A 17,500-nucleotide genomic window follows, 5' to 3' on the forward strand; every position below is an offset into this window, starting at 1 on the left:
CGTGACTACATCACCAGGCGGCCGAGCTGAGACTGCACGATCTGGATGACCAGGAAGATCAGGATCGGTGACAGATCGAGTCCGCCGATCGGCGGAATCACCTTGCGCGCCAGCGCGAACAGCGGCTCGGTCAGTTGCAGCAGCAACTGCGGCGCAGGGTGGTAGCTGTTGGGCGCGACCCAGCTGATGATCACCGCGCCGATCACGGCCCAGAAGTAGATGGTCAGGATGGTGTTGAGCAACCCGACCAGTGCGTAGATCAGCAGACTGGTGATCCCGATGCTGTGCCCGGCCACGGTGATGAGCGCGAACAGCGTCGCCAGCTTGACGACATAGGCCAGCAGCAGCGGTGAGGTGTCGATGCGGCCGGCGCGGGGAACGATCTGCTGCAGCGGCCGCAGCACAGGGTTGGTCAGGCGTGCGACAGCCTGGGAGATCGGGTTGTAGTAGTCCGCCTTTGCCAGCTGCAGCAAAAAGCGCAATACGACGATAAAGGCGTAGAGCTCGCCGACCGTGCGGATGATCAGTAGGATCGGGTCCTGTCCCATGGCTGTTCGTTGCCTTCCTGTTGGTTAAGCCGTTGATTGGCGGAAAGTATAGAGCCTTTCGCCGGGTGAATGAACTCTGGGGAACCTGTGAACCTTACCAGGCCCCCTAACCCTTGAGCTGCTCCGCCAGCTCCCGGGAGCGTCGGGCACAGGCCTGCATCGCCTGCTCTACGGCGGCCTCCAGCCCCGCCGCCTGGAACGACAGTATGGCCTGTTCGGTGGTGCCCTTGGGCGATGTCACGTTGCTGCGCAACTGCGACGGGCTCAGCTCGCTGGCCGAGGCCATGCGGGCGGCGCCGAGGGCCGTCTGCAGTGTCAACTGGCTGGCGACGTCGCGGCTCAGGCCGAGCTTCTCGCCGGCGGCGATCATCGCTTCCATGAACAGAAAATAGTAGGCGGGACCGGAACCCGAGACCGCCGTTACCGCGTGCAGCAGCTCTTCGTGCTCGACCCAGAGTGCCAGCCCCACGCCGCTCATCAGGCTCTCGGCCCGGGCTTTCTGTTCGGCGCTGACACGAGCGTTGGCGTACAGGCCGCTGGCGCCGGTCTGCACCTGTGACGGGGTGTTGGGCATGCAGCGTACGATGGCGTTGTCGCCGCCGAGCCAGCGGTCCAGGCTGTCGCAGCCGATACCGGCCGCGACCGATACCACCAGTGGCCGGCTTTCGACGACGGCCGCCGTCATGGCTTCGCAAACCGCTTTCATTATCTGGGGCTTGACCGCCAACACCAGAATATCGGCGGCGCGGGCTGCAGCGTCGTTGTCGCTGCCGGTGCACAGGCCAAGGGGCTCGAGGTCGGCCAGCTTTTCGACCCGGGTGCCGGTGGCCCAGATTCGCTCGGCCGGGTAGCCGTTTTCCAGCAGGCCGCCGATGATGGCGCGGGCCATGTTGCCGGCACCGATAAAGGCTACGGTTGGTTTCGTACTCATCTGGATTCCTTTTGCTTCGTCGAGCGCGGGCCGAACAGGGCGGGGCCGATGCGCTCGTTATGGTTTTGGCGGCGCCTTCGGGCCATGGGCTCCGTTCATGTCGCTGTTCCCACGGGTGTTTTGGCGCCGTAATCGCGGGGGCCGAACAGGGCAGTACCGATGCGCACCTGGGTCGCGCCTTCGCATATGGCCGCTTCCATATCCGCGGACATCCCCATCGACAGGGTATCCAGCCCAGGGTGTTCCTGCTGCAGTTGTCGCAGCAGCTCCCGCATGGCGGCCAGTGGCCGCCGCTGCTCCTCGGGATCCTCACTGGCGGCCGGAATCGCCATCAGGCCGCGCAGGCGGATGTTGGGCAGCGTCGCGACCTCTCGTGCCAGCGCCTCCACCTCATCGGGCAGGCAGCCGGATTTGCTTGGTTCCGCGCTGATGTTCACCTGCAGGCAGATATTCAGCGGCGCCAGCCCTCCGGGCCGCTGTTCCGACAGGCGACGGGCCACCTTGGCGCGGTCTACGCTGTGCACCCAGTCGAAGTGCCCGGCGATGGCACGTGTCTTGTTGGACTGGATCGGGCCGATAAAATGCCACTCGATATCGAGGTCGGCCAGCGCCTCGATTTTATCCAGCGCTTCCTGCAGGTAGTTTTCGCCGAAGGCGCACTGGCCTGCGGCATAGGCGTCGCGCAGTTCGTCGGGGCTGCGGGTCTTGCTGACGGCCAGCAACTGTACGGAATCCTCGCCGCGGCCGCAGTCCGCCGCGACCTCGGCGATCCGCTTGCGCACTGCACAAATATTGTCTGCTATGCTGTTCATTGCTCTGCTTTAGCGGTGGCGGTCATTGGATTGACCGGGGTATTCTGCTAGAAATAGGGTCTCGAATGGAAGTAGTAGCGGGTCGCGAACGAAGATGGATATAACCGAGCTCTTATCGTTTACGGTGCAGCAGGGAGCGTCCGACCTGCATCTCACGGCCGGGATGCCGCCAGTGATCCGTGTCGACGGCGACGTCCGTCGCATCAAGCTGCCGGCGCTGGACCACAAGGCCGTGCAGGCCCTTGTCTACGACATCATGAACGACAAGGTGCGCAAGGAGTACGAGGACAACCTCGAGGTCGACTTCTCGATCGAAGTGCCGTCCCTGGCGCGCTTTCGTGTCAACGCCTTCAACCAGAACCGCGGCGCCGCCGCGGTGTTCCGCACCATCCCCAGCCGTGTACTGACGCTGGAGGATCTCGGCATGGGCAAGGTGTTCCAGGACATGGCCGAGAAGCCCCGCGGGCTGGTGCTGGTGACCGGGCCGACCGGTTCCGGTAAGAGTACGACCCTGGCGGCGATGGTCGACTACATCAACGACAACCGTACCGACCATATCCTCACCATCGAGGATCCGATCGAATTCGTGCACGAAAGCAAGAAGTGCCTGATCAACCAGCGTGAGGTGCATCGTGACACCCACAGCTTTGCCAACGCGCTGCGTTCGGCGCTGCGCGAGGACCCCGATGTGATCCTGGTCGGCGAGATGCGAGACCTCGAGACCATCCGCCTCGCGCTGACGGCCGCCGAAACCGGTCACCTGGTGTTCGGCACCCTGCACACCACCTCGGCGGCGAAGACCATCGACCGTGTCATCGACGTCTTCCCGGCGGCGGAAAAGGACATGGTGCGCTCGATGCTGTCGGAATCCCTGCAGGGCGTCATTTCCCAGACCCTGCTCAAGAAAACCAATGGCGGCCGGGTGGCGGCCCATGAGATCATGGTCGGTACGCCGGCCATCCGCAACCTGATCCGAGAGGACAAGGTCGCGCAGATGTATTCGGCGATACAGACCGGTGCAGCCTTCGGCATGAAGACACTGGACCAGAGTCTGCTGGAACTGCTGCAAAAGGGATTGATCTCGCGCGAAGCCGCGCGGGAAAAGGCAAAGAGTCCGCAGAGCTTCTGACGGGCATCAGGCTTGGGGAATTAGACCGTGGACTTTACACAACTACTCAAGGTGGTTATCGACCGCGACGCATCGGACCTTTTCGTCACCGCCGGCGCGCGTCCGAGTATCAAGGTGGATGGCACCATCAAACCGCTGACCAAGGAGCCGCTGACACCGTCACAGGTGCGCTCGCTGGTCTACAGCACCATGAACGACAAGCAGCTGGCCGAGTTCGAGGGCACCAGCGAGTGCAACTTCGCCATCAGCGCGCGGGGCATGGGGCGTTTCCGTGTCAGTGCGTTCATGCAGCGCAACTCTCCGGGTATGGTGCTGCGTCGCATCGCCACGCGTATCCCGTCGATGGAAGAGCTGAATCTGCCGCCGGTGCTCAAAGACCTGTCGATGACCAAGCGCGGTCTGATCCTGTTCGTCGGTGGCACCTCGACCGGTAAGTCGACCTCGCTGGCGTCGATGATCGATTACCGCAATTCCCATAGTCGCGGTCATATCATCACCATCGAGGACCCGATCGAATACATTCACGATCACAAGGAAAGTATCATCACCCAGCGCGAGGTGGGCCTCGATACCGAATCCTTCGACGTGGCGCTGAAGAACACCCTGCGTCAGGCGCCCGATGTCATCCTGATGGGCGAGATTCGCTCCAAGGAAACCATGCAGTACGGCCTCGCGTTCGCCGAGACCGGTCACCTTTGCATGGCGACGCTGCACGCCAACAACGCCAACCAGGCGCTGGACCGCATCATCAGCTTCTTCCCGCCGGAGCACCACAACCAGATCTGGATGGACATGTCGCTGAACCTCAAGGCGATCGTGGCGCAGCAGCTGCTGCCGACCAAGGACGGCAAGGGGCGTCGTGCCGCGATCGAGGTGATGATCAACACCCCGCTGATCCAGGACCTGATCCGCAAGGCCGAAGTGCACGAGATCAAGGACGTCATCAAGAAGTCCACCAACCTTGGCATGCAGACCTTCGACCAGGCGCTGTTCGAACTCTACAAGCAGGGCATCATTACCTACGACGTGGCGCTGGCCCATGCCGACTCGGCCAACGACCTGCGTCTGATGATCAAGCTCAGCGCCGACACCAACCCGGATCTGGCGGCCCCTCCGGAGGACAACTCCTTCCTGCTGCAGGAGGAGGACGATTACCTCAACGAGCGTGGCGATATCGACATCAAGAGCATGTGATTTCGCCTCGGGAGTCGGTACCGGACGGGGCCCTGGGGCCCCGTTTTTACTTCCCGTAATCCTGGTTTTCACAGGGCCGCCTGTTTCCCCGAATGCATAACAATAACAACAAAGCCACCGCCTTTTCGTCGTCCGACTTCAACCGCTACTTCGCCGCCAGCGCCTTTCTGACCCTGGCTACCTGGATGACCCGCTTTCTGATTGGCTGGATCACCTGGGATCTTACCCAATCCGCGCTCTGGGTCGGTGTGGCCAGCGCGCTGATGCTGGTGCCGACGCTGTTTCTGTCGCCGTTTTTCGGCGTGCTTGCGGACCGGGTAAACGCCCGCAACGGCATGCTGCTGGTGCACCTGAGTGAAGCGTTGCTGACCCTCGCCACGGCGCTGGCGACGCGCTACGGATACTTTTCGCTGCACTGGCTGTTGTTGCTGGCGTTGTTGCTGGGAACGCTCTCGGCGGCGCAGCATCCGCTGCGCCTGGTGCTGCTGCCGAAACTGGTGCCGCGGGAGTTGTTTCCCAGCGCCATCGGGCTGGCATCGACCACCTACAACGCCTCGCGGGTGCTGGGACCGGCGCTGGCGGCCTGGCTGCTCCTGGTTGCGGGTATCGCGGGGGCCTTTTTCGTCGTGGCCGCGCTGTTTCTGGCAGGGTTGCCGCTGATCCGCCGGATCCGGCTGGCGCCGCAGCAGCGCGCCGCCACCCAGTTGCCGGTGTGGCAGGCGCTGCTGCAGGGGTGCCGGATGGCGATGCAGGTCCCGTTGATAAGGGTGGTGCTGCTGCTGACGATGGTCGATGGTCTGCTCGGTCGCAGCATCATGGAGCTTTTGCCGGCCATTTCCGGGGCCTTGATCGATGGCGATGCGGCGACGCTTGCCAAACTGACCGCGGTGGCCGGACTTGGCTCGATACTCGGCGGGGTGCTGGTATCGCGGGTGCGGGGGCGTGAAGAGCGTGTGCTGCGCCTGATATTGATGGCGCTGCTGGGCTGCTCGGTGGTTTTGCTGCCGGTCCTCGCCGTGCGCGATCTGACAGGTCTGGGTCTGGTGATCATGCTGCTGAGTCTGGCGGTGACCGTTATCGGTACCGGGTGTCAGGCGTTGATACAGCTTTGCATCGGTGACGAGTATCGCGGACGTGTGTTGAGCATCTGGACCGTCGTCAGCTTGGGGATGCCGGCGCTGGGAGCCTTTGTGCTCGGTGCCTCGGCGGATGTCCTGGGTTTTCGCCCCGTGCTGGTGTGCGTGGCGTTTCTGGGCATGCTGTCGGTGCTGGCAATATACCACCAGACGCAACGCTGAAGGCGCTTTCCGTGTATGGATTCCGTTTCAATCATGTGTTTGAATGTCGTTTAAAGACCCGACATTCAAGGCGGACTTTCTCCCTTTCCGGGGATCCTTGCCGAAGCCGCTTTCAATCGGAATTAATGGTGCTGCCGTTTCTGAATATTCCGATTTTTCTGGTCTGGTCCGAATAATTATAAACCGCGAAGCGTCAGTGACCTGAGGCCCCATGTACCATTATCTTTCGATTGGTTCGAATATCGATCCCGAGATCAATATCGCCAGATGCATCGAGCAGCTACTGACTCGTTTCGAAATTGCCCACCTGTACCCCTGCACCTATACCGCCCCTGAGCAGATCGACAGCGAGCGTATCTTTTTGAATACGCTGATGATTATTAAAAGCGATCAGGAGCCGGTCGAACTCAAGCGCGAGTTTTGCAGGATTGAGGAATCGCTCGGGCGGGACCGTTCGGACAAGGACCGCAGTCGCAAGGACAGAACCTGCGATATCGATCTTGTTTTCAGCGACGAAAGCTGCCACCCGGAGTTCTTTCGCCGCTGTAATGAAACCTACCTGCGGCAGGTACTTTCCCGCTCTTCCAGCAAGGCGGAAGTCACTATTTTCGGTTCAAAGTTTTCCGATCGACCGGCCGCCGTCTATTTTGAGGGTGCTGCCGGTGACAAAGCCGTTATCGAGTATAAAACGGACCCCCTTTAGAATCGGCTCGAATCCCGATTCGATCTTGATCAGGGTTTCACTGAAAACCGCGGCCTTTTCCTCTTCCTTGTGGCTCGGCAGAAACATCAGCGGGCCCGGCGCAATGGCATTCACGCGCACCCCTGGCGCGAGTTTTTTGGCGTAGGTCTTGGCCAGGTTTTCCAGTCCCGCCTTGGTGCTGCAATAGAGTCCGAATGCGGGGTTGGGGTTCTCGGCGTAGATATCGGTGATATGGACGATGCAGCCGGCGTCGCTGTCCGAGCTCAGCAGGTCGCCAAGGTTTTCGTTGAGAAAGGCCGGCATGCGCATGTGCACCTGGTAGAGCGCGTCGTAGAAGGCGCAGAGGTCATCCGGGTGCTGCTCGTCCTTCTCGAACAGCGAGGCGTTGTGCACCAGCAGGCGCAGGGGGTGTCCCAGTGACCGGATGCGGGTCACAGCCGCCTCCAGGGACGGCAGTTCGCCGTATTCCACTTCGATGATATGCAGCCTGTCCGAGGCTTCGGTCCGGAGTTCGTCGCTGGCGTTGCGGGTCAGTGCGATGACCTCGTAGCCGTCGCGAAGAAAGGCGCGGGTCAGGAACAGGCCCAGCCGGCGGCTGGCCCCGGTAATCATTACTGTCTGCATGGTTGTCGTCCCGGGACGCCGACTGGCGGGGTCAGGTGACCAGCGCCTGCCCGTCCAGCTTAGTGAGGTAGTGGTCGAATTCGGCCGGCGGAATCGGCCGGGCGAAGAAGTAACCCTGGCCGTAGTCGCAGCCGGTGCTGTTCAGCAGCCACTGCTGCTCGAGGGTTTCGATGCCTTCGGCGATCACCTTCAGGTCCAGCTTGTGCGCCATCACGATCATTGCCTCGCAAAGCGCCAGGTCGCTGCTGCCGGCCTTGAGATTACGCACGAAGGACTTGTCGATCTTGAGGTAGTCGATATCGAACTTTTTCAGGTAAGACATCGACGAGTAGCCGGTGCCGAAGTCGTCCAGCGAAACCTCTATGCCCAGTTCCTGGATTTCCATCAGCCGAGTGGCGAAACCGTTGTCCATCAGCAAGCCCTCGGTGATTTCGATGGCAATCGAATTACCCGGAAGGTCCAGCGAATTCAGCAGCTCGCCCCAGGCCTGGACATCGATCCCCTCGGGCTGCAGCTGTACCGGCGAGGTGTTGATGCTGATCTGGAAATCCGGGTGATGACTCTGACGCCAGGCCCGGGCCTGCTTCGCCGCTTCGCGGAACAGCCAGTTGCCGATATCGATGATCAGGCCGGTCTCCTCCGCCAGAGGAATAAAATCGACCGGGCTGATCAGGCCTCGCTCCGGATGGTGCCAGCGTATCAGGGCTTCGGCCTTGATCACGGCACCGCTGGCGCAGTCGACGATGGGCTGGTACAGCAGATGGAACTGGTTGCGGCAGAGGGCGTTGCGCAGGTCGTTGATCAGTTCGACCCGGGCCTGCGCCGCTTCCTGCATGGAGGCCGTGAAATAATGGAAGCGGTTGCGGCCCTGAGCCTTGGCGACGTACATCGCCTGGTCGGCGTTCTTGAGCAGGGCGTTGACGTCGAGCGCATCGTCCGGATAGAAGGTGATCCCGATACTGGCGGAGATATAGTCCTTGCGGCCGGCGAGCTGGAAAGGTTCGCCGAAGCTGTCCAGGATCTGCTGGCTGATCCTCGCTGCGGTATCGGTGCGGTCGAGGCCGCCGAGAATGATGGTGAATTCGTCGCCGCCGAGGCGCGCCACGGTGTCGGACGAGCGCACGCAGCGGATCAGCCGTTGTGCCGCGTCCTTCAGCAGGATGTCACCGACATCGTGACCCTGGGTGTCGTTGATATCCTTGAAGTGGTCGAGGTCGAGGAACAGCAGTGCCAGCCGCCCGTCGGCCCGCTGGGCCTTCCTGATTTCCTGCTCGAGACGGTCACGGAACAGGCGCCGGTTGGGCAGGCCGGTCAGGGGGTCGAAATTGGCGAGGTTGCTGAACTGCGAGCGGCTCGTCTGCAACTGGCGGATCTGGCGAATGACGATGCTGAAGAACAGCAATGTCAGCAGCAGCTGGAAAACAATCAGACCGGTGCTGATGCGAATCTGTCGCTCGACTTCGGCGGCCCGCAGTTCGGCGTGTCTGCCGGAGCGCTGCACCGAGTCGAGGGACAGGTCGTGCAGCTGTCGCTGAATAGGCCGCAGTTGTCCCAGGATCGATCGTAGCGTGTCGGCATCGAGCCCGTCACCGGACTCGAAATAGGGGCCGATGTGGTCGAGAAAGCGATACAGGCTATCCAGCATCGCACGATAGTTCTTCTCGTCGAGCAGCAGCGGCGCCGTCGGATTGTTTTTCAGCACCTCGACGCGGCTGTAGAAGATGTCGTAGCGCAGCTGCAGTTGCTCGGGGTCCGGTGGCGTTCCGGCATTCAGCGTATCGTAAAGGTGATTGCCCAGTCGCAGGGCTTCCGCCTCGACCTGGAACACGTTCCAGCTGACGTTGCTTTCGTTGTACTGGATCGTGCTGTTAAGCAGCCGGCTCTGATGGTACTGGATGTATATGACCACCGAAAACACCAGCAGCAGGGAGACGCTGATCAGGATTAGCCAGTACTTCGTGCTTCTGGTCGCCTGCATTTGTTATTAGTTTCAGTCTCTGAAAGCCGGTTATTCGATGTTTAACGCTTTGAGCTGCCAGATCGCGCGATTGTAGTAGATCTGTGACTGGGTTTCGCTCTCGTTGTCGAACGGATAAAGAATGAACAGCGGGCCCTTGTTGCGCACCGACATCGGTGCGCCGTCCATCAGGCGGGCGACGATCATGTTGAACCTGCGCGCATCCTCTACCGGGATATCGACCTTGTAGTCGTTGAGCGCGATGGCCTGGATGTTTTCGCCCTCGGCGCCGACCCGTGCCAGTACCTCGCGCAGCAGGGGGCCGCTGAATTCGTGAGCTTCCGGGTGCCAGGGCGTGTTGGTGACAAAACTGTGTTGCGGCATCGCCTCCAGCATGGCCATGTCGAACACGAAGTGGTTGTCGACGTTGAACTCGCTGATCCGTCCGCTGACGGTCAGTACCGGATCGCCGGAGGGAGGCTCGGTTGCGTTCGAGCCGGTAGACGCCAGCATCATGGCGGCAAAACCCAATGCCGGGGTCAGGCATCTTGAGACGGGCATATGCGGATTCCTTGTGCTTGGTGCTGGAGGTTTTCGGTGCGGTCGCCGCTGTCGCAATGCACTGGTGTGCGCCGACAGGAGCCGTGCAGCCCCTAGCCTAGAGGAATCAGAGAGGAAAGCAAAGCCTGGTGCTGACCTTGGAGGCAATAAATTAAAACGCTTGTTTGGTTGTTTCCGGAATTGCCACAATTGCGCCCTGTTTCGGCAGCTTCGGCAAGTCTTAAATGGAAAATGGCAGCGAAATGCGGCACCGGGCGGCGCCGCATTTTGCGCCGGTCAGAGTTTGAATACCTGCTCGCCGGCGAGCAGGGTATGGGTGACCCGACCGCGCAGCTCGGTGCCCATGAAGGGGCTGTTGCCGCCGCCGGAGCGGGTCGCGGCGGCGCTGGGGGTCCAGCGGGCTGCAGGATCGAAAATGCAAACGTCCGCGGCGCGCCCGGGCTTGAGGGTGCCGGCGTCGATGCCGAGGATTGCGGCGGGTTCGCAGCTCAGCTTGGCGATCAGCTGCGGCATCTCCAGCAGGTCCTGTTCCACCAGCATCAGGCAGAGCGGCAGCAGCGTCTCGAGTCCGCTCATGCCTGGCTCGGTCGCGGCAAACGGCGCCTGCTTGGCGATGGCGTCGTGGGGCTGGTGGTCGGAGCAGATGGCCTGGATGCCATCCGCCAGCAGCGCCTGGCGCAGGCCGGCACGATCGAGCTGGCTGCGCAGCGGCGGGATGACGTGGTAGTTGCTGTCGAAACCGTCGACATTGACATCGCTGAGCAGCAGGTGGTGCACCGCGACATCGGCGCTGACGTTGAGGCCGCGGGCCCGGGCTTCGATGATCATGCGTGCCGAGCGGTCGCAGGAAATCTGGCCGAAGTGGGCGCGCACCCCGGTCTGCTCGACCAGCATCAGGCAGCGCGCGACCTCGACGGTTTCCGCCGCTTCCGGAATGCCGGCAAGGCCAAGCCGGGTGCTGGTGCTGTCGTCGTGCATGCAGCCTTTGGCAAGCTCGGCATCCTGGGCCTGGAACAACACCAGCAGGTCGTGGGTTGCGGCGTATTCTAGGCAGCGCATCAGCACCAGGCTGCTGCGGATCGGCAGCCGGGCATTGCTGAAGGCGATGCAGCCGGAGCCGGCCAGCGCGTGCATCGGTGACAGCTGCTCGCCCTCGAGGCCGCGGGTCAGCGCGCCCATCGGCAGCACCCGGGCCAGCCCCGTTTCGCGGGCCTTGTCCTGGATCAGCTGCGCCACCGCCGGCGTATCGACGATGGGGCTGGTGGTCGGCGGCGTCACCAGAGTGGTGATGCCGCCGGCTGCGGCCGCGGCGGATTCGCGGGCGATGCTGCCCTTGTGGGTGTAGCCGGGCTCGCGAACGTGGGCGCAGAGGTCGACGAGGCCCGGGCACACCACCTGTCCGGATGCATCCAGCGTGTGCCCGGCCTCGAAGCCCGCCGGTGCGGTGTCGATGCCTGCGATCAGGCCGTCGGCAATAAAGAGGTCGGTCACCTGATCGAGCTGCTGGCTCGGGTCGATTACGCGGCCACCGGTAATCCTGATATTCATCTGCTGTGGCTCCTGTCCGGTCACTGCGCCTGTACCTGGGGATGCTGTCGTTCGACCATCTGGCCGCTCATTGCCATCGACATCACCGCCATGCGCACCGCGATGCCGTTGGTGACCTGGTCGAGAATCAGCGAGCGGGGGCCGTCGGCGATCGCGGATTCGATCTCGACTCCGCGGTTGATCGGCCCGGGGTGCATGACCACGGCATCGGGACGGGCATAGGCCAGCTTCTCGGTGGTCATGCCGTAGAGCCGGTAGAACTCGGATTCGCTCGGCAGCAGGGCGCTGTTCATACGTTCCTTCTGCAGCCGCAGCATCATGATGACGTCGACTTCGTCGAGGCCGGATTTCATGTCGGTGAAAACTTTGACTCCCATCGCCTCGATATGACGCGGCAGCAGTGTCTTGGGGGCAATGACCCGGATTTCGCTGGCGCCGAGGATGCGCAGGGCATGGATCTGCGAGCGCGCCACCCTGGAGTGCAGGATGTCGCCGACGATGGCGACCTTGAGCGGCTCGAAGGCGCCCTTGTGGCGGCGGATGGTGAGCATGTCGAGCATCGCCTGGGTCGGGTGTGCATGGCGGCCGTCGCCGGCGTTGATCACGGCCACATCGGGTGTGACGCGGCTGGCGATGAAATGCGCCGCACCGCTGTCGGCGTGGCGCACCACGAACATGTCCGAGTGCATCGCCTCCAGGGTCATCAGGGTGTCCTTGAGGGTTTCGCCCTTGGAGGTCGAGGAGGTGCTGATGTTCAGGTTCAGCACGTCGGCGGACAGGCGCTTGGCTGCCAGCTCGAAGGTGCTGAGGGTGCGCGTGCTGGCCTCGAAGAAGAGGTTCACGACGGTGCGGCCGCGCAGCAGCGGTACCTTTTTGATCTGCTTGGCGCCCATGTCGATGAAGGAGTCGGCGGTATCGAGAATTTCGGTCAGCAGTTCCCGTGACAGGCCTTCGGTGGTGAGGAAGTGCCTCAGCTGGCCTTTGCTGTTCAATTGGATCCGGTTCGGATCTTGCGGCTCAAACATGATGTTGGCTTGGCTCAGGTTCGTTGACGGATATTGAGTTCCAGCGGGTCCGGCCCGCTGAGCTTGACCACCTGGTTGGGACCGATGGCCAGGGTGCCGCCGATGATGTCGGCCTGTATCGGCAGCTCCCGACGCTGCAGATCCAGCAGCGTGACCAGGGTCACCGATGCCGGGCGGCCATAGTCGAACAATTCGTTCAGCGCCGCCCGCACGGTACGGCCGGACATCAGCACGTCGTCGATCAGGACGATGTGGCGGCCCTCGGTGTCGCCGGGCAGCTGCGACGGCTGCACGCTGGGGTGCAGGCCCTTCTGGGTGAAGTCGTCGCGGTAGAAGGAGATGTCGAGGATGCCGATCGGCCCCTCGAGGCCGAGTTGCTGCTGCAGTCGTTCGGCGACCCAGACGCCGCCGGTGCGGATGCCGACGATCAGCGGGTTGTCGATATGGCGCTGTTCCAGCAGCGCCTTGAGTTCAGTGCCCATCTTGTCGAGCAGGGCGTCGACGCTAAGGCTTCCCGATGTCATAGATCTCTTCCAGTTTGGTATGGCTGGGAATGCGGTCTGTGCTGGCGAACCAGCTTTCGAGTATCAGCTGCGCGGCGATACCGTCCACCGATTCCTTGCGGTAGTTGTTGCCGCCGCCGGCGGCGTGATGAATGCGCTTGGCCTCGGCGGTGCTGAGGCGCTCGTCGATCAGGTAGCAGGGGCGCTGATAGCGGTCCTGCAGGCGGTTGGCGAACTTGCGCGCGCGGCGGGCCATCTCGCTGATGCTGCCGTCCATGTTGATCGGAATGCCGACCACCAGGGCGTCGGGAGCCCATTCGGCTATCAACGGGTCCAGTGCGTTCCAGTCGGGGATGCCGTCCCGGGCATTGATCGGGGAAAGGGGGGTCGCGGTGCCGGTCAGTGCCTGACCCACGGCGACACCAATCCGGCCTGTGCCGAAATCGAAGGCTAGTGCCTGCTGGCAGTCTGCGCTCATTAAGTCTCGTTATGCATGTCCCGCCTGGGCGGTGAGAAGGTCCAGGTTGATACCCAGTGTGGATGCGGCCGCCTGCAAGCGCTCGTCGGCCGGAATCCGGAACATTATATCCAAATTGGCAGGACAGCTTAACCAGGCATTTTCGCTGATTTCCCGTTCCAGCTGTCCGGCGCCCCAGCCGGCATAGCCGAGGGCGATGAGGGCATCGGCGGGGCCGCTGCCGCTGGCGATGGCTTCGAGGATGTCGATGGAGGTGGTCAGGCAGACGTCGTCGGTGACCTGGTAGGTGGCGAGCCAGGGTACGCTGCCCCCTGGCGGGCTTCGGTGCAGCACGAAGCCGCGTTCACCCTGTACGGGACCCCCGGCGTAAACCTGGCGGTTGTCCCGCACCTGTATGCTGCGTTCGAGGCTCAGGTGCTTGAGCAGGTCGTCCAGGCGCAGATCGATGGCCCTGTTGATCACGATGCCCATGGCCCCGTACTCGCTGTGGTCACAGATGTAGGTGACCGTCTGGGCGAAGTGGAGGTCGTGCATGTGGGGCATTGAGATCAGGAAGTGATCCCGCAGACTTTGCGGCTTGGGGGACATCTTGGGAGTCCTTAGGGGTTTCACCTAAGGATTAGTACAGCCGGGCCTGATTCTCAAATTTCCAGGTTCTAATTATTTCAAGTACATCGGTGGTTTTGCGCATCTCCACCGGGAATGGCTGGAACGGCGCGGCCAGCCGCACGATCCGTTCGGCCGCCTCGTCGAGCACCCGGTAGCCGGAAGAGTGCAGCACCTCGATGTTCTTGACGCTGCCGTCCGGCAGTATCGACACCAGCAGCCGCAGGCTGCCGTAGATGCCGTTATCGCGGGCCTCCGAGGGGTAGTTGCGATTGCCGTAATCCTCGACGCGGCGGCGCCAGTTCTCGAAGTACGCCGCCTCGCTGTGCTTGAGTGTCGAGGCGCTGGTGAAACGCCTGATCTTCGGGCGCTTGGCGTAGGCTTCCTGCTGCATGTCGAGCTGTGCCTGCAGACTGGCGATTTCCAGGCTCCGGGCCAGCAGCGACGAAGACGCGCCGGGGACAGGCGCCGGTGCCGCTTCCTCCGGTCTGGGTTCGCGGCGGGCCTGCTTTTGCTCCGACCGGGCCTCGGTGGTGACGACCTTGGCCGGGCTTGCCTCGACCTTCGGCGAGGGCTGTTCGGCGACTTTCGGCGCGGGTTCCGGCACCGGTGCCGGCTGCAGCACTTCCGCCTCCGCCGCGACCGGCTGGCTCTGCTGCATCGCCTGCTGCTTGAGCTCCTCGCTCTGGAACGGCGCCTCTTCCCGCGTTGCGGGTGCCTTTTTCTCGTCCAGGGTCCCGCTGCCCTGCTGGTTTGCCTGGGCGATGAAGTCCGCCTCCTCAGGCGGCTTTTCGCTTTCGAAGCGCGCCAGGGTGATGTCGATCACCTTGCGGGGCGGGTCGAAAACGGGGGCGCTGAAACCGATCCCGAGCACCAGGATGGCATGTACCGCCAGCGCGACGAAAAGGGTGAAGCCGAAGCGGTCCAGTGCGCCGACGGCCGCCGCTTTTGCCGGCGGCCCCGAGATGGCGTTGGCGGCCCGGCTCACGCCTCGCGAGCTCCCTTGATCTGCTCGACGACGTCCATCAGCTGCATACCGATATCCAGCCCGAACTGGTTGTCCAGTTCACGGATGCAGGTCGGGCTGGTGACGTTGATTTCAGTCAGGAAGTCGCCGATGACGTCCAGGCCGACGAACAGCAGGCCCTGCTCGCGCAGTGTCGGGCCGACCTGCTCGCAGATCCAGCGGTCGCGGTCGCTCAGCGGTCGTCCCTGGGCGCTGCCGCCGGCGGCCAGATTGCCGCGGGTTTCGCCGGCCATCGGAATGCGGGCCAGCGCGTAGGGCACCGGTTCGCCGTTGATCATCAGAATGCGCTTGTCGCCGTCAAGGATCTCCGGGATGTACTTCTGCGCCATGATGGTTTCGCGGCCATCCTTGGTCAGCGTCTCGATGATGACCCCGAGGTTGACGCCGTCGTTCTGGATGCGAAAGATCTGGCTGCCGCCCATGCCGTCGAGCGGTTTGAAAATCACGTCGCGGTGTTCGGCGTGGAACTGCCGCAGCAGATCGGCACGGCGCGTCACCAGCACCGGCGGGCAACACTGCGGGAAGTGGGTCGCGAAAAGCTTTTCGTTGAAGTCGCGCAGCCGCTGCGGCGGGTTCACCACCAGCACCCCCTGCTTTTCGGCCTGTTCCAGCAGATGGGTGCTGTAGATGTACTCGTTGTTGAACGGCGGGTCCTTGCGCATCAGGATCACATCGAGATCCGCCAGCGGCGCGTTGCGGTAGTCGCCGCGGCTGAACCAGTCATCCGCATCCATGCGCACGTCCAGCGGGGCCATTTCGGCCATCGCCTGGCCGTCGCGGGAGAAAAGGTGCTGCTGCTCCATATACCAGAGCTCCCAGCCCTTGCGCTTGGCGGCCCAGAGCATGGCCAGCGAGCTGTCTTTCTTGAAACTGATGGACTCGATCGGGTCCATCACGATGCCAACCTTGAGGGTCATGTGAGGGTGCATCCTTTTGAATTCCTGCGGTTACCGCAAGTGTACCGCAGAGGCGGGGGGAAAGTGTAAGGCTTCGGCTGCGCTTAACCGGATCCACGACCGGGACAGCGTCGGCACGGCTTGTGTTGGGTTAGGGTCGTTCCGACCTTCACCCAATCTACGCAAAGCGCATCGCGTAACCCGTCCTGTAGATCGCAGGTAGGATGGAACAAGCGATGCAGCGGCACGGGCAAACCGTTTCCACGTCGTTCGGGCATCGCGGCCCCATCATATCGATCGCAGTGCAGATCGATGGGTATCGTCGGCACGGCATCTGTTGGGTTACGGTCGTTCCGACCTTCACCCAACCTACGCAAAGCGCATCGCGTAACCCGTCCTGTAGATCGCAGGTAGGATGGGACAAGCGATGCAGCGGCACGGGCAAACTGCTTCCACGTCGTTCGGGCATCGCGGCCCCATCATATCGATCGCAGTGCAGATCGATGGGTATCGTTGGCGACGTACGTTCCCGAACCCGCCGGTGTTGGGTTACGCGACTTCGTCGCTAGACCCAACCTACGAAGCGCATCGCGTAACCCGTCCTGCAGATCGCAGGTAGGATGGGACAAGCGATGCAGCGGCACGGGCAAACTGCTTCCACGTCGTTCGGGCATCGCGGCCCCATCATATCGATCCCAGTACAGATCGATGGGTATCGTCGGCACGAGAGGCGCCAGGTTGCGTCTCACGCCATCACGCCCAGTCGCCCCACAGATAATGCAGTATCGCCTGGGCCGCGACCGGCGCGGTTTCGGTGCGCAATACCCGGGGACCGAAGCAGACCGGCTGGAAGCCGGCGGCCGCTGCGGCGGCGACTTCCGCTTCGCTGAGGCCACCCTCGGGTCCGATCAGCAGGGCCACTGACGCCGGGGGCGGCAGCTCCCCGAGGGCGCGCGCGCTGTGGTGGTGCAAGACCAGCTTGAGATCGGCCTCGACGCTTTGTACCCATTCCAGCAGCGGCTGCGGCGCGTCGATGTCGGGTACGCTGCAGCGCAGGCTCTGTTCGCAGGCACTCACGGCGACCTGCTGCCAGTGACGCTGGCGCTTGTCCTGGCGCTCGCTGTTGAGTTTGACCTCGCAGCGTTCGGAGAACAGCGGCGTCATGCGCGACATGCCGGTTTCGGTGGCTTTTTGAACGGCGTAGTCCATGCGCTCGCCGCGTGACAGGCACTGCCCGATATGCACCTTGAGCCGAGGCTCCCGCGCCGATTCTTCGGCGGCATCGATGTGCGCCAGCACGCGGCGTTTGTCGACCTCGACCAGGGTTGCGGCGTAGTCGCGGCCGTCGCCGTTGAACAGCTGTACCCGGTCACCGGCACGCATGCGCAGCGTTCGGGCCAGGTGCTGCACGTTGCTGTCACCGAGTGGCAGTGTCTGGCCGTTTTGCAGTGGCTGGGGTTCGTAGCATCGCGGTATGCGCATGGCGCCGGGCTCCATCCGGAAAAGCGCCTATTATGCTACGCCGCAGGCCGGGACGTAACCGGGGCCGTGGTCTTTGCCTGCTGCCGCTCCGGCCCCGGTACTGCGCTGTTCGTGATGCCGTGCGCGGGACACAAAAAAGGGCCGCCCGCGGGCGACCCTTCTGGTACCTCAGTCGGAG

18 protein-coding genes are annotated in these 17,500 nt (G+C 62.8%); 4 read left to right on the forward strand and 14 right to left on the reverse strand.

Annotated features, from left to right (window positions below; translation table 11 throughout):
* Positions 1 to 5: 5 nt before the first annotated feature.
* The 3 genes from IEX85_RS04560 to IEX85_RS04570 form a co-directional block, all read right to left on the reverse strand.
* Positions 6 to 548: a YggT family protein gene (locus IEX85_RS04560; protein ID WP_188858799.1), complete on the reverse strand. Its 543-nt coding sequence runs from the start codon at positions 546 to 548 to the stop codon at positions 6 to 8.
* Between the two features lie 106 nt (positions 549 to 654).
* Complete coding sequence (proC, locus tag IEX85_RS04565) at positions 655 to 1,479, reverse strand: pyrroline-5-carboxylate reductase (RefSeq protein ID WP_188858801.1); 825 nt, start codon at positions 1,477 to 1,479, stop codon at positions 655 to 657.
* Positions 1,480 to 1,574: 95 nt separating this feature from the next.
* On the reverse strand, positions 1,575 to 2,291 hold the full coding sequence (locus IEX85_RS04570) for a YggS family pyridoxal phosphate-dependent enzyme (RefSeq protein ID WP_188858803.1): 717 nt from the start codon (positions 2,289 to 2,291) through the stop codon (positions 1,575 to 1,577).
* Between the two features lie 94 nt (positions 2,292 to 2,385).
* Between IEX85_RS04570 and IEX85_RS04575 the strand changes: the two genes are divergently transcribed.
* The 4 genes from IEX85_RS04575 (at position 2,386) to IEX85_RS04590 (ending at position 6,615) form a co-directional block, all read left to right on the forward strand.
* Positions 2,386 to 3,420 carry a type IV pilus twitching motility protein PilT gene (locus IEX85_RS04575; protein ID WP_188858805.1) on the forward strand — a complete coding sequence of 345 codons (1,035 nt, stop codon included), beginning with the start codon at positions 2,386 to 2,388 and terminating at the stop codon, positions 3,418 to 3,420.
* 27 nt (positions 3,421 to 3,447) lie between these two features.
* A complete protein-coding gene (locus tag IEX85_RS04580; RefSeq protein ID WP_188858807.1) occupies positions 3,448 to 4,614 on the forward strand; it encodes a PilT/PilU family type 4a pilus ATPase in 1,167 nt (388 codons plus the stop codon).
* A 92-nt stretch (positions 4,615 to 4,706) separates the two neighbouring features.
* Entirely contained in the window at positions 4,707 to 5,912 is a 1,206-nt protein-coding gene (locus IEX85_RS04585; protein ID WP_188858809.1) for an MFS transporter, read from the forward strand.
* Between the two features lie 211 nt (positions 5,913 to 6,123).
* Positions 6,124 to 6,615, forward strand: a complete 492-nt coding sequence (locus tag IEX85_RS04590; RefSeq protein ID WP_188858811.1) for a 2-amino-4-hydroxy-6-hydroxymethyldihydropteridine diphosphokinase — start codon at positions 6,124 to 6,126, stop codon at positions 6,613 to 6,615.
* Here IEX85_RS04590 and IEX85_RS04595 read toward each other — a convergent pair.
* The 11 genes from IEX85_RS04595 to IEX85_RS04645 all read right to left on the reverse strand — a co-directional run bounded on the left by IEX85_RS04595 (position 6,526) and on the right by IEX85_RS04645 (position 17,322).
* Positions 6,526 to 7,239, reverse strand: a complete 714-nt coding sequence (locus IEX85_RS04595; RefSeq protein WP_188858813.1) for an SDR family NAD(P)-dependent oxidoreductase — start codon at positions 7,237 to 7,239, stop codon at positions 6,526 to 6,528. The genes IEX85_RS04590 and IEX85_RS04595 overlap by 90 nt on opposite strands.
* Positions 7,240 to 7,270: 31 nt before the next feature.
* The gene (locus IEX85_RS04600; protein ID WP_188858815.1) at positions 7,271 to 9,217 is read right to left on the reverse strand and encodes a putative bifunctional diguanylate cyclase/phosphodiesterase; all 1,947 of its coding nucleotides are present in this window, start codon (positions 9,215 to 9,217) and stop codon (positions 7,271 to 7,273) included.
* A gap of 30 nt (positions 9,218 to 9,247) precedes the next feature.
* A complete protein-coding gene (locus tag IEX85_RS04605) occupies positions 9,248 to 9,757 on the reverse strand; it encodes a putative pterin-binding protein (protein WP_229721790.1) in 510 nt (169 codons plus the stop codon).
* A 276-nt stretch (positions 9,758 to 10,033) separates the two neighbouring features.
* Positions 10,034 to 11,305, reverse strand: coding sequence for a dihydroorotase (locus IEX85_RS04610; RefSeq protein ID WP_188858818.1), 1,272 nt, complete (start codon positions 11,303 to 11,305; stop codon positions 10,034 to 10,036).
* 20 nt (positions 11,306 to 11,325) lie between these two features.
* Positions 11,326 to 12,330 carry an aspartate carbamoyltransferase catalytic subunit gene (locus IEX85_RS04615; protein ID WP_188858820.1) on the reverse strand — a complete coding sequence of 335 codons (1,005 nt, stop codon included), beginning with the start codon at positions 12,328 to 12,330 and terminating at the stop codon, positions 11,326 to 11,328.
* A 14-nt stretch (positions 12,331 to 12,344) separates the two neighbouring features.
* Complete coding sequence (gene pyrR, locus IEX85_RS04620; RefSeq protein ID WP_188858823.1) at positions 12,345 to 12,854, reverse strand: bifunctional pyr operon transcriptional regulator/uracil phosphoribosyltransferase PyrR; 510 nt, start codon at positions 12,852 to 12,854, stop codon at positions 12,345 to 12,347.
* Entirely contained in the window at positions 12,835 to 13,311 is a 477-nt protein-coding gene (gene ruvX, locus IEX85_RS04625; RefSeq protein ID WP_188858825.1) for a Holliday junction resolvase RuvX, read from the reverse strand. The genes pyrR and ruvX overlap by 20 nt, the downstream gene beginning before the upstream one ends.
* Positions 13,312 to 13,320: 9 nt before the next feature.
* Positions 13,321 to 13,899, reverse strand: coding sequence for a YqgE/AlgH family protein (locus tag IEX85_RS04630; RefSeq protein WP_188858827.1), 579 nt, complete (start codon positions 13,897 to 13,899; stop codon positions 13,321 to 13,323).
* Between the two features lie 31 nt (positions 13,900 to 13,930).
* A complete protein-coding gene (locus IEX85_RS04635; RefSeq protein ID WP_229721791.1) occupies positions 13,931 to 14,905 on the reverse strand; it encodes an energy transducer TonB in 975 nt (324 codons plus the stop codon).
* Positions 14,902 to 15,861 carry a glutathione synthase gene (gene gshB, locus IEX85_RS04640; RefSeq protein ID WP_188858829.1) on the reverse strand — a complete coding sequence of 320 codons (960 nt, stop codon included), beginning with the start codon at positions 15,859 to 15,861 and terminating at the stop codon, positions 14,902 to 14,904. The genes IEX85_RS04635 and gshB overlap by 4 nt, the downstream gene beginning before the upstream one ends.
* A 732-nt stretch (positions 15,862 to 16,593) precedes the next feature.
* On the reverse strand, positions 16,594 to 17,322 hold the full coding sequence (locus IEX85_RS04645) for a 16S rRNA (uracil(1498)-N(3))-methyltransferase (RefSeq protein WP_188858831.1): 729 nt from the start codon (positions 17,320 to 17,322) through the stop codon (positions 16,594 to 16,596).
* Positions 17,323 to 17,500 lie beyond the last annotated feature (178 nt).

The sequence above is a fragment of the Marinobacterium nitratireducens genome, from assembly GCF_014645375.1.
Lineage (GTDB): Bacteria > Pseudomonadota > Gammaproteobacteria > Pseudomonadales > Balneatricaceae > Marinobacterium_A > Marinobacterium_A nitratireducens.

Excerpts from the sequence above, each read along its gene's own strand:
- IEX85_RS04560 (WP_188858799.1), bottom strand. The coding sequence starts at position 548 with ATGGGACAGGACCCGATCCTACTGATCATCCGCACGGTCGGCGAGCTC.
- proC (WP_188858801.1), bottom strand. The coding sequence starts at position 1,479 with ATGAGTACGAAACCAACCGTAGCCTTTATCGGTGCCGGCAACATGGCC.
- IEX85_RS04570 (WP_188858803.1), bottom strand. The coding sequence starts at position 2,291 with ATGAACAGCATAGCAGACAATATTTGTGCAGTGCGCAAGCGGATCGCC.
- IEX85_RS04575 (WP_188858805.1), top strand. The coding sequence starts at position 2,386 with ATGGATATAACCGAGCTCTTATCGTTTACGGTGCAGCAGGGAGCGTCC.
- IEX85_RS04585 (WP_188858809.1), top strand. The coding sequence starts at position 4,707 with ATGCATAACAATAACAACAAAGCCACCGCCTTTTCGTCGTCCGACTTC.
- IEX85_RS04590 (WP_188858811.1), top strand. The coding sequence starts at position 6,124 with ATGTACCATTATCTTTCGATTGGTTCGAATATCGATCCCGAGATCAAT.
- IEX85_RS04595 (WP_188858813.1), bottom strand. The coding sequence starts at position 7,239 with ATGCAGACAGTAATGATTACCGGGGCCAGCCGCCGGCTGGGCCTGTTC.
- IEX85_RS04600 (WP_188858815.1), bottom strand. The coding sequence starts at position 9,217 with ATGCAGGCGACCAGAAGCACGAAGTACTGGCTAATCCTGATCAGCGTC.
- IEX85_RS04605 (WP_229721790.1), bottom strand. The coding sequence starts at position 9,757 with ATGCCCGTCTCAAGATGCCTGACCCCGGCATTGGGTTTTGCCGCCATG.
- IEX85_RS04610 (WP_188858818.1), bottom strand. The coding sequence starts at position 11,305 with ATGAATATCAGGATTACCGGTGGCCGCGTAATCGACCCGAGCCAGCAG.
- IEX85_RS04615 (WP_188858820.1), bottom strand. The coding sequence starts at position 12,330 with ATGTTTGAGCCGCAAGATCCGAACCGGATCCAATTGAACAGCAAAGGC.
- pyrR (WP_188858823.1), bottom strand. The coding sequence starts at position 12,854 with ATGACATCGGGAAGCCTTAGCGTCGACGCCCTGCTCGACAAGATGGGC.
- ruvX (WP_188858825.1), bottom strand. The coding sequence starts at position 13,311 with ATGAGCGCAGACTGCCAGCAGGCACTAGCCTTCGATTTCGGCACAGGC.
- IEX85_RS04630 (WP_188858827.1), bottom strand. The coding sequence starts at position 13,899 with ATGTCCCCCAAGCCGCAAAGTCTGCGGGATCACTTCCTGATCTCAATG.
- gshB (WP_188858829.1), bottom strand. The coding sequence starts at position 15,861 with ATGACCCTCAAGGTTGGCATCGTGATGGACCCGATCGAGTCCATCAGT.
- IEX85_RS04645 (WP_188858831.1), bottom strand. The coding sequence starts at position 17,322 with ATGCGCATACCGCGATGCTACGAACCCCAGCCACTGCAAAACGGCCAG.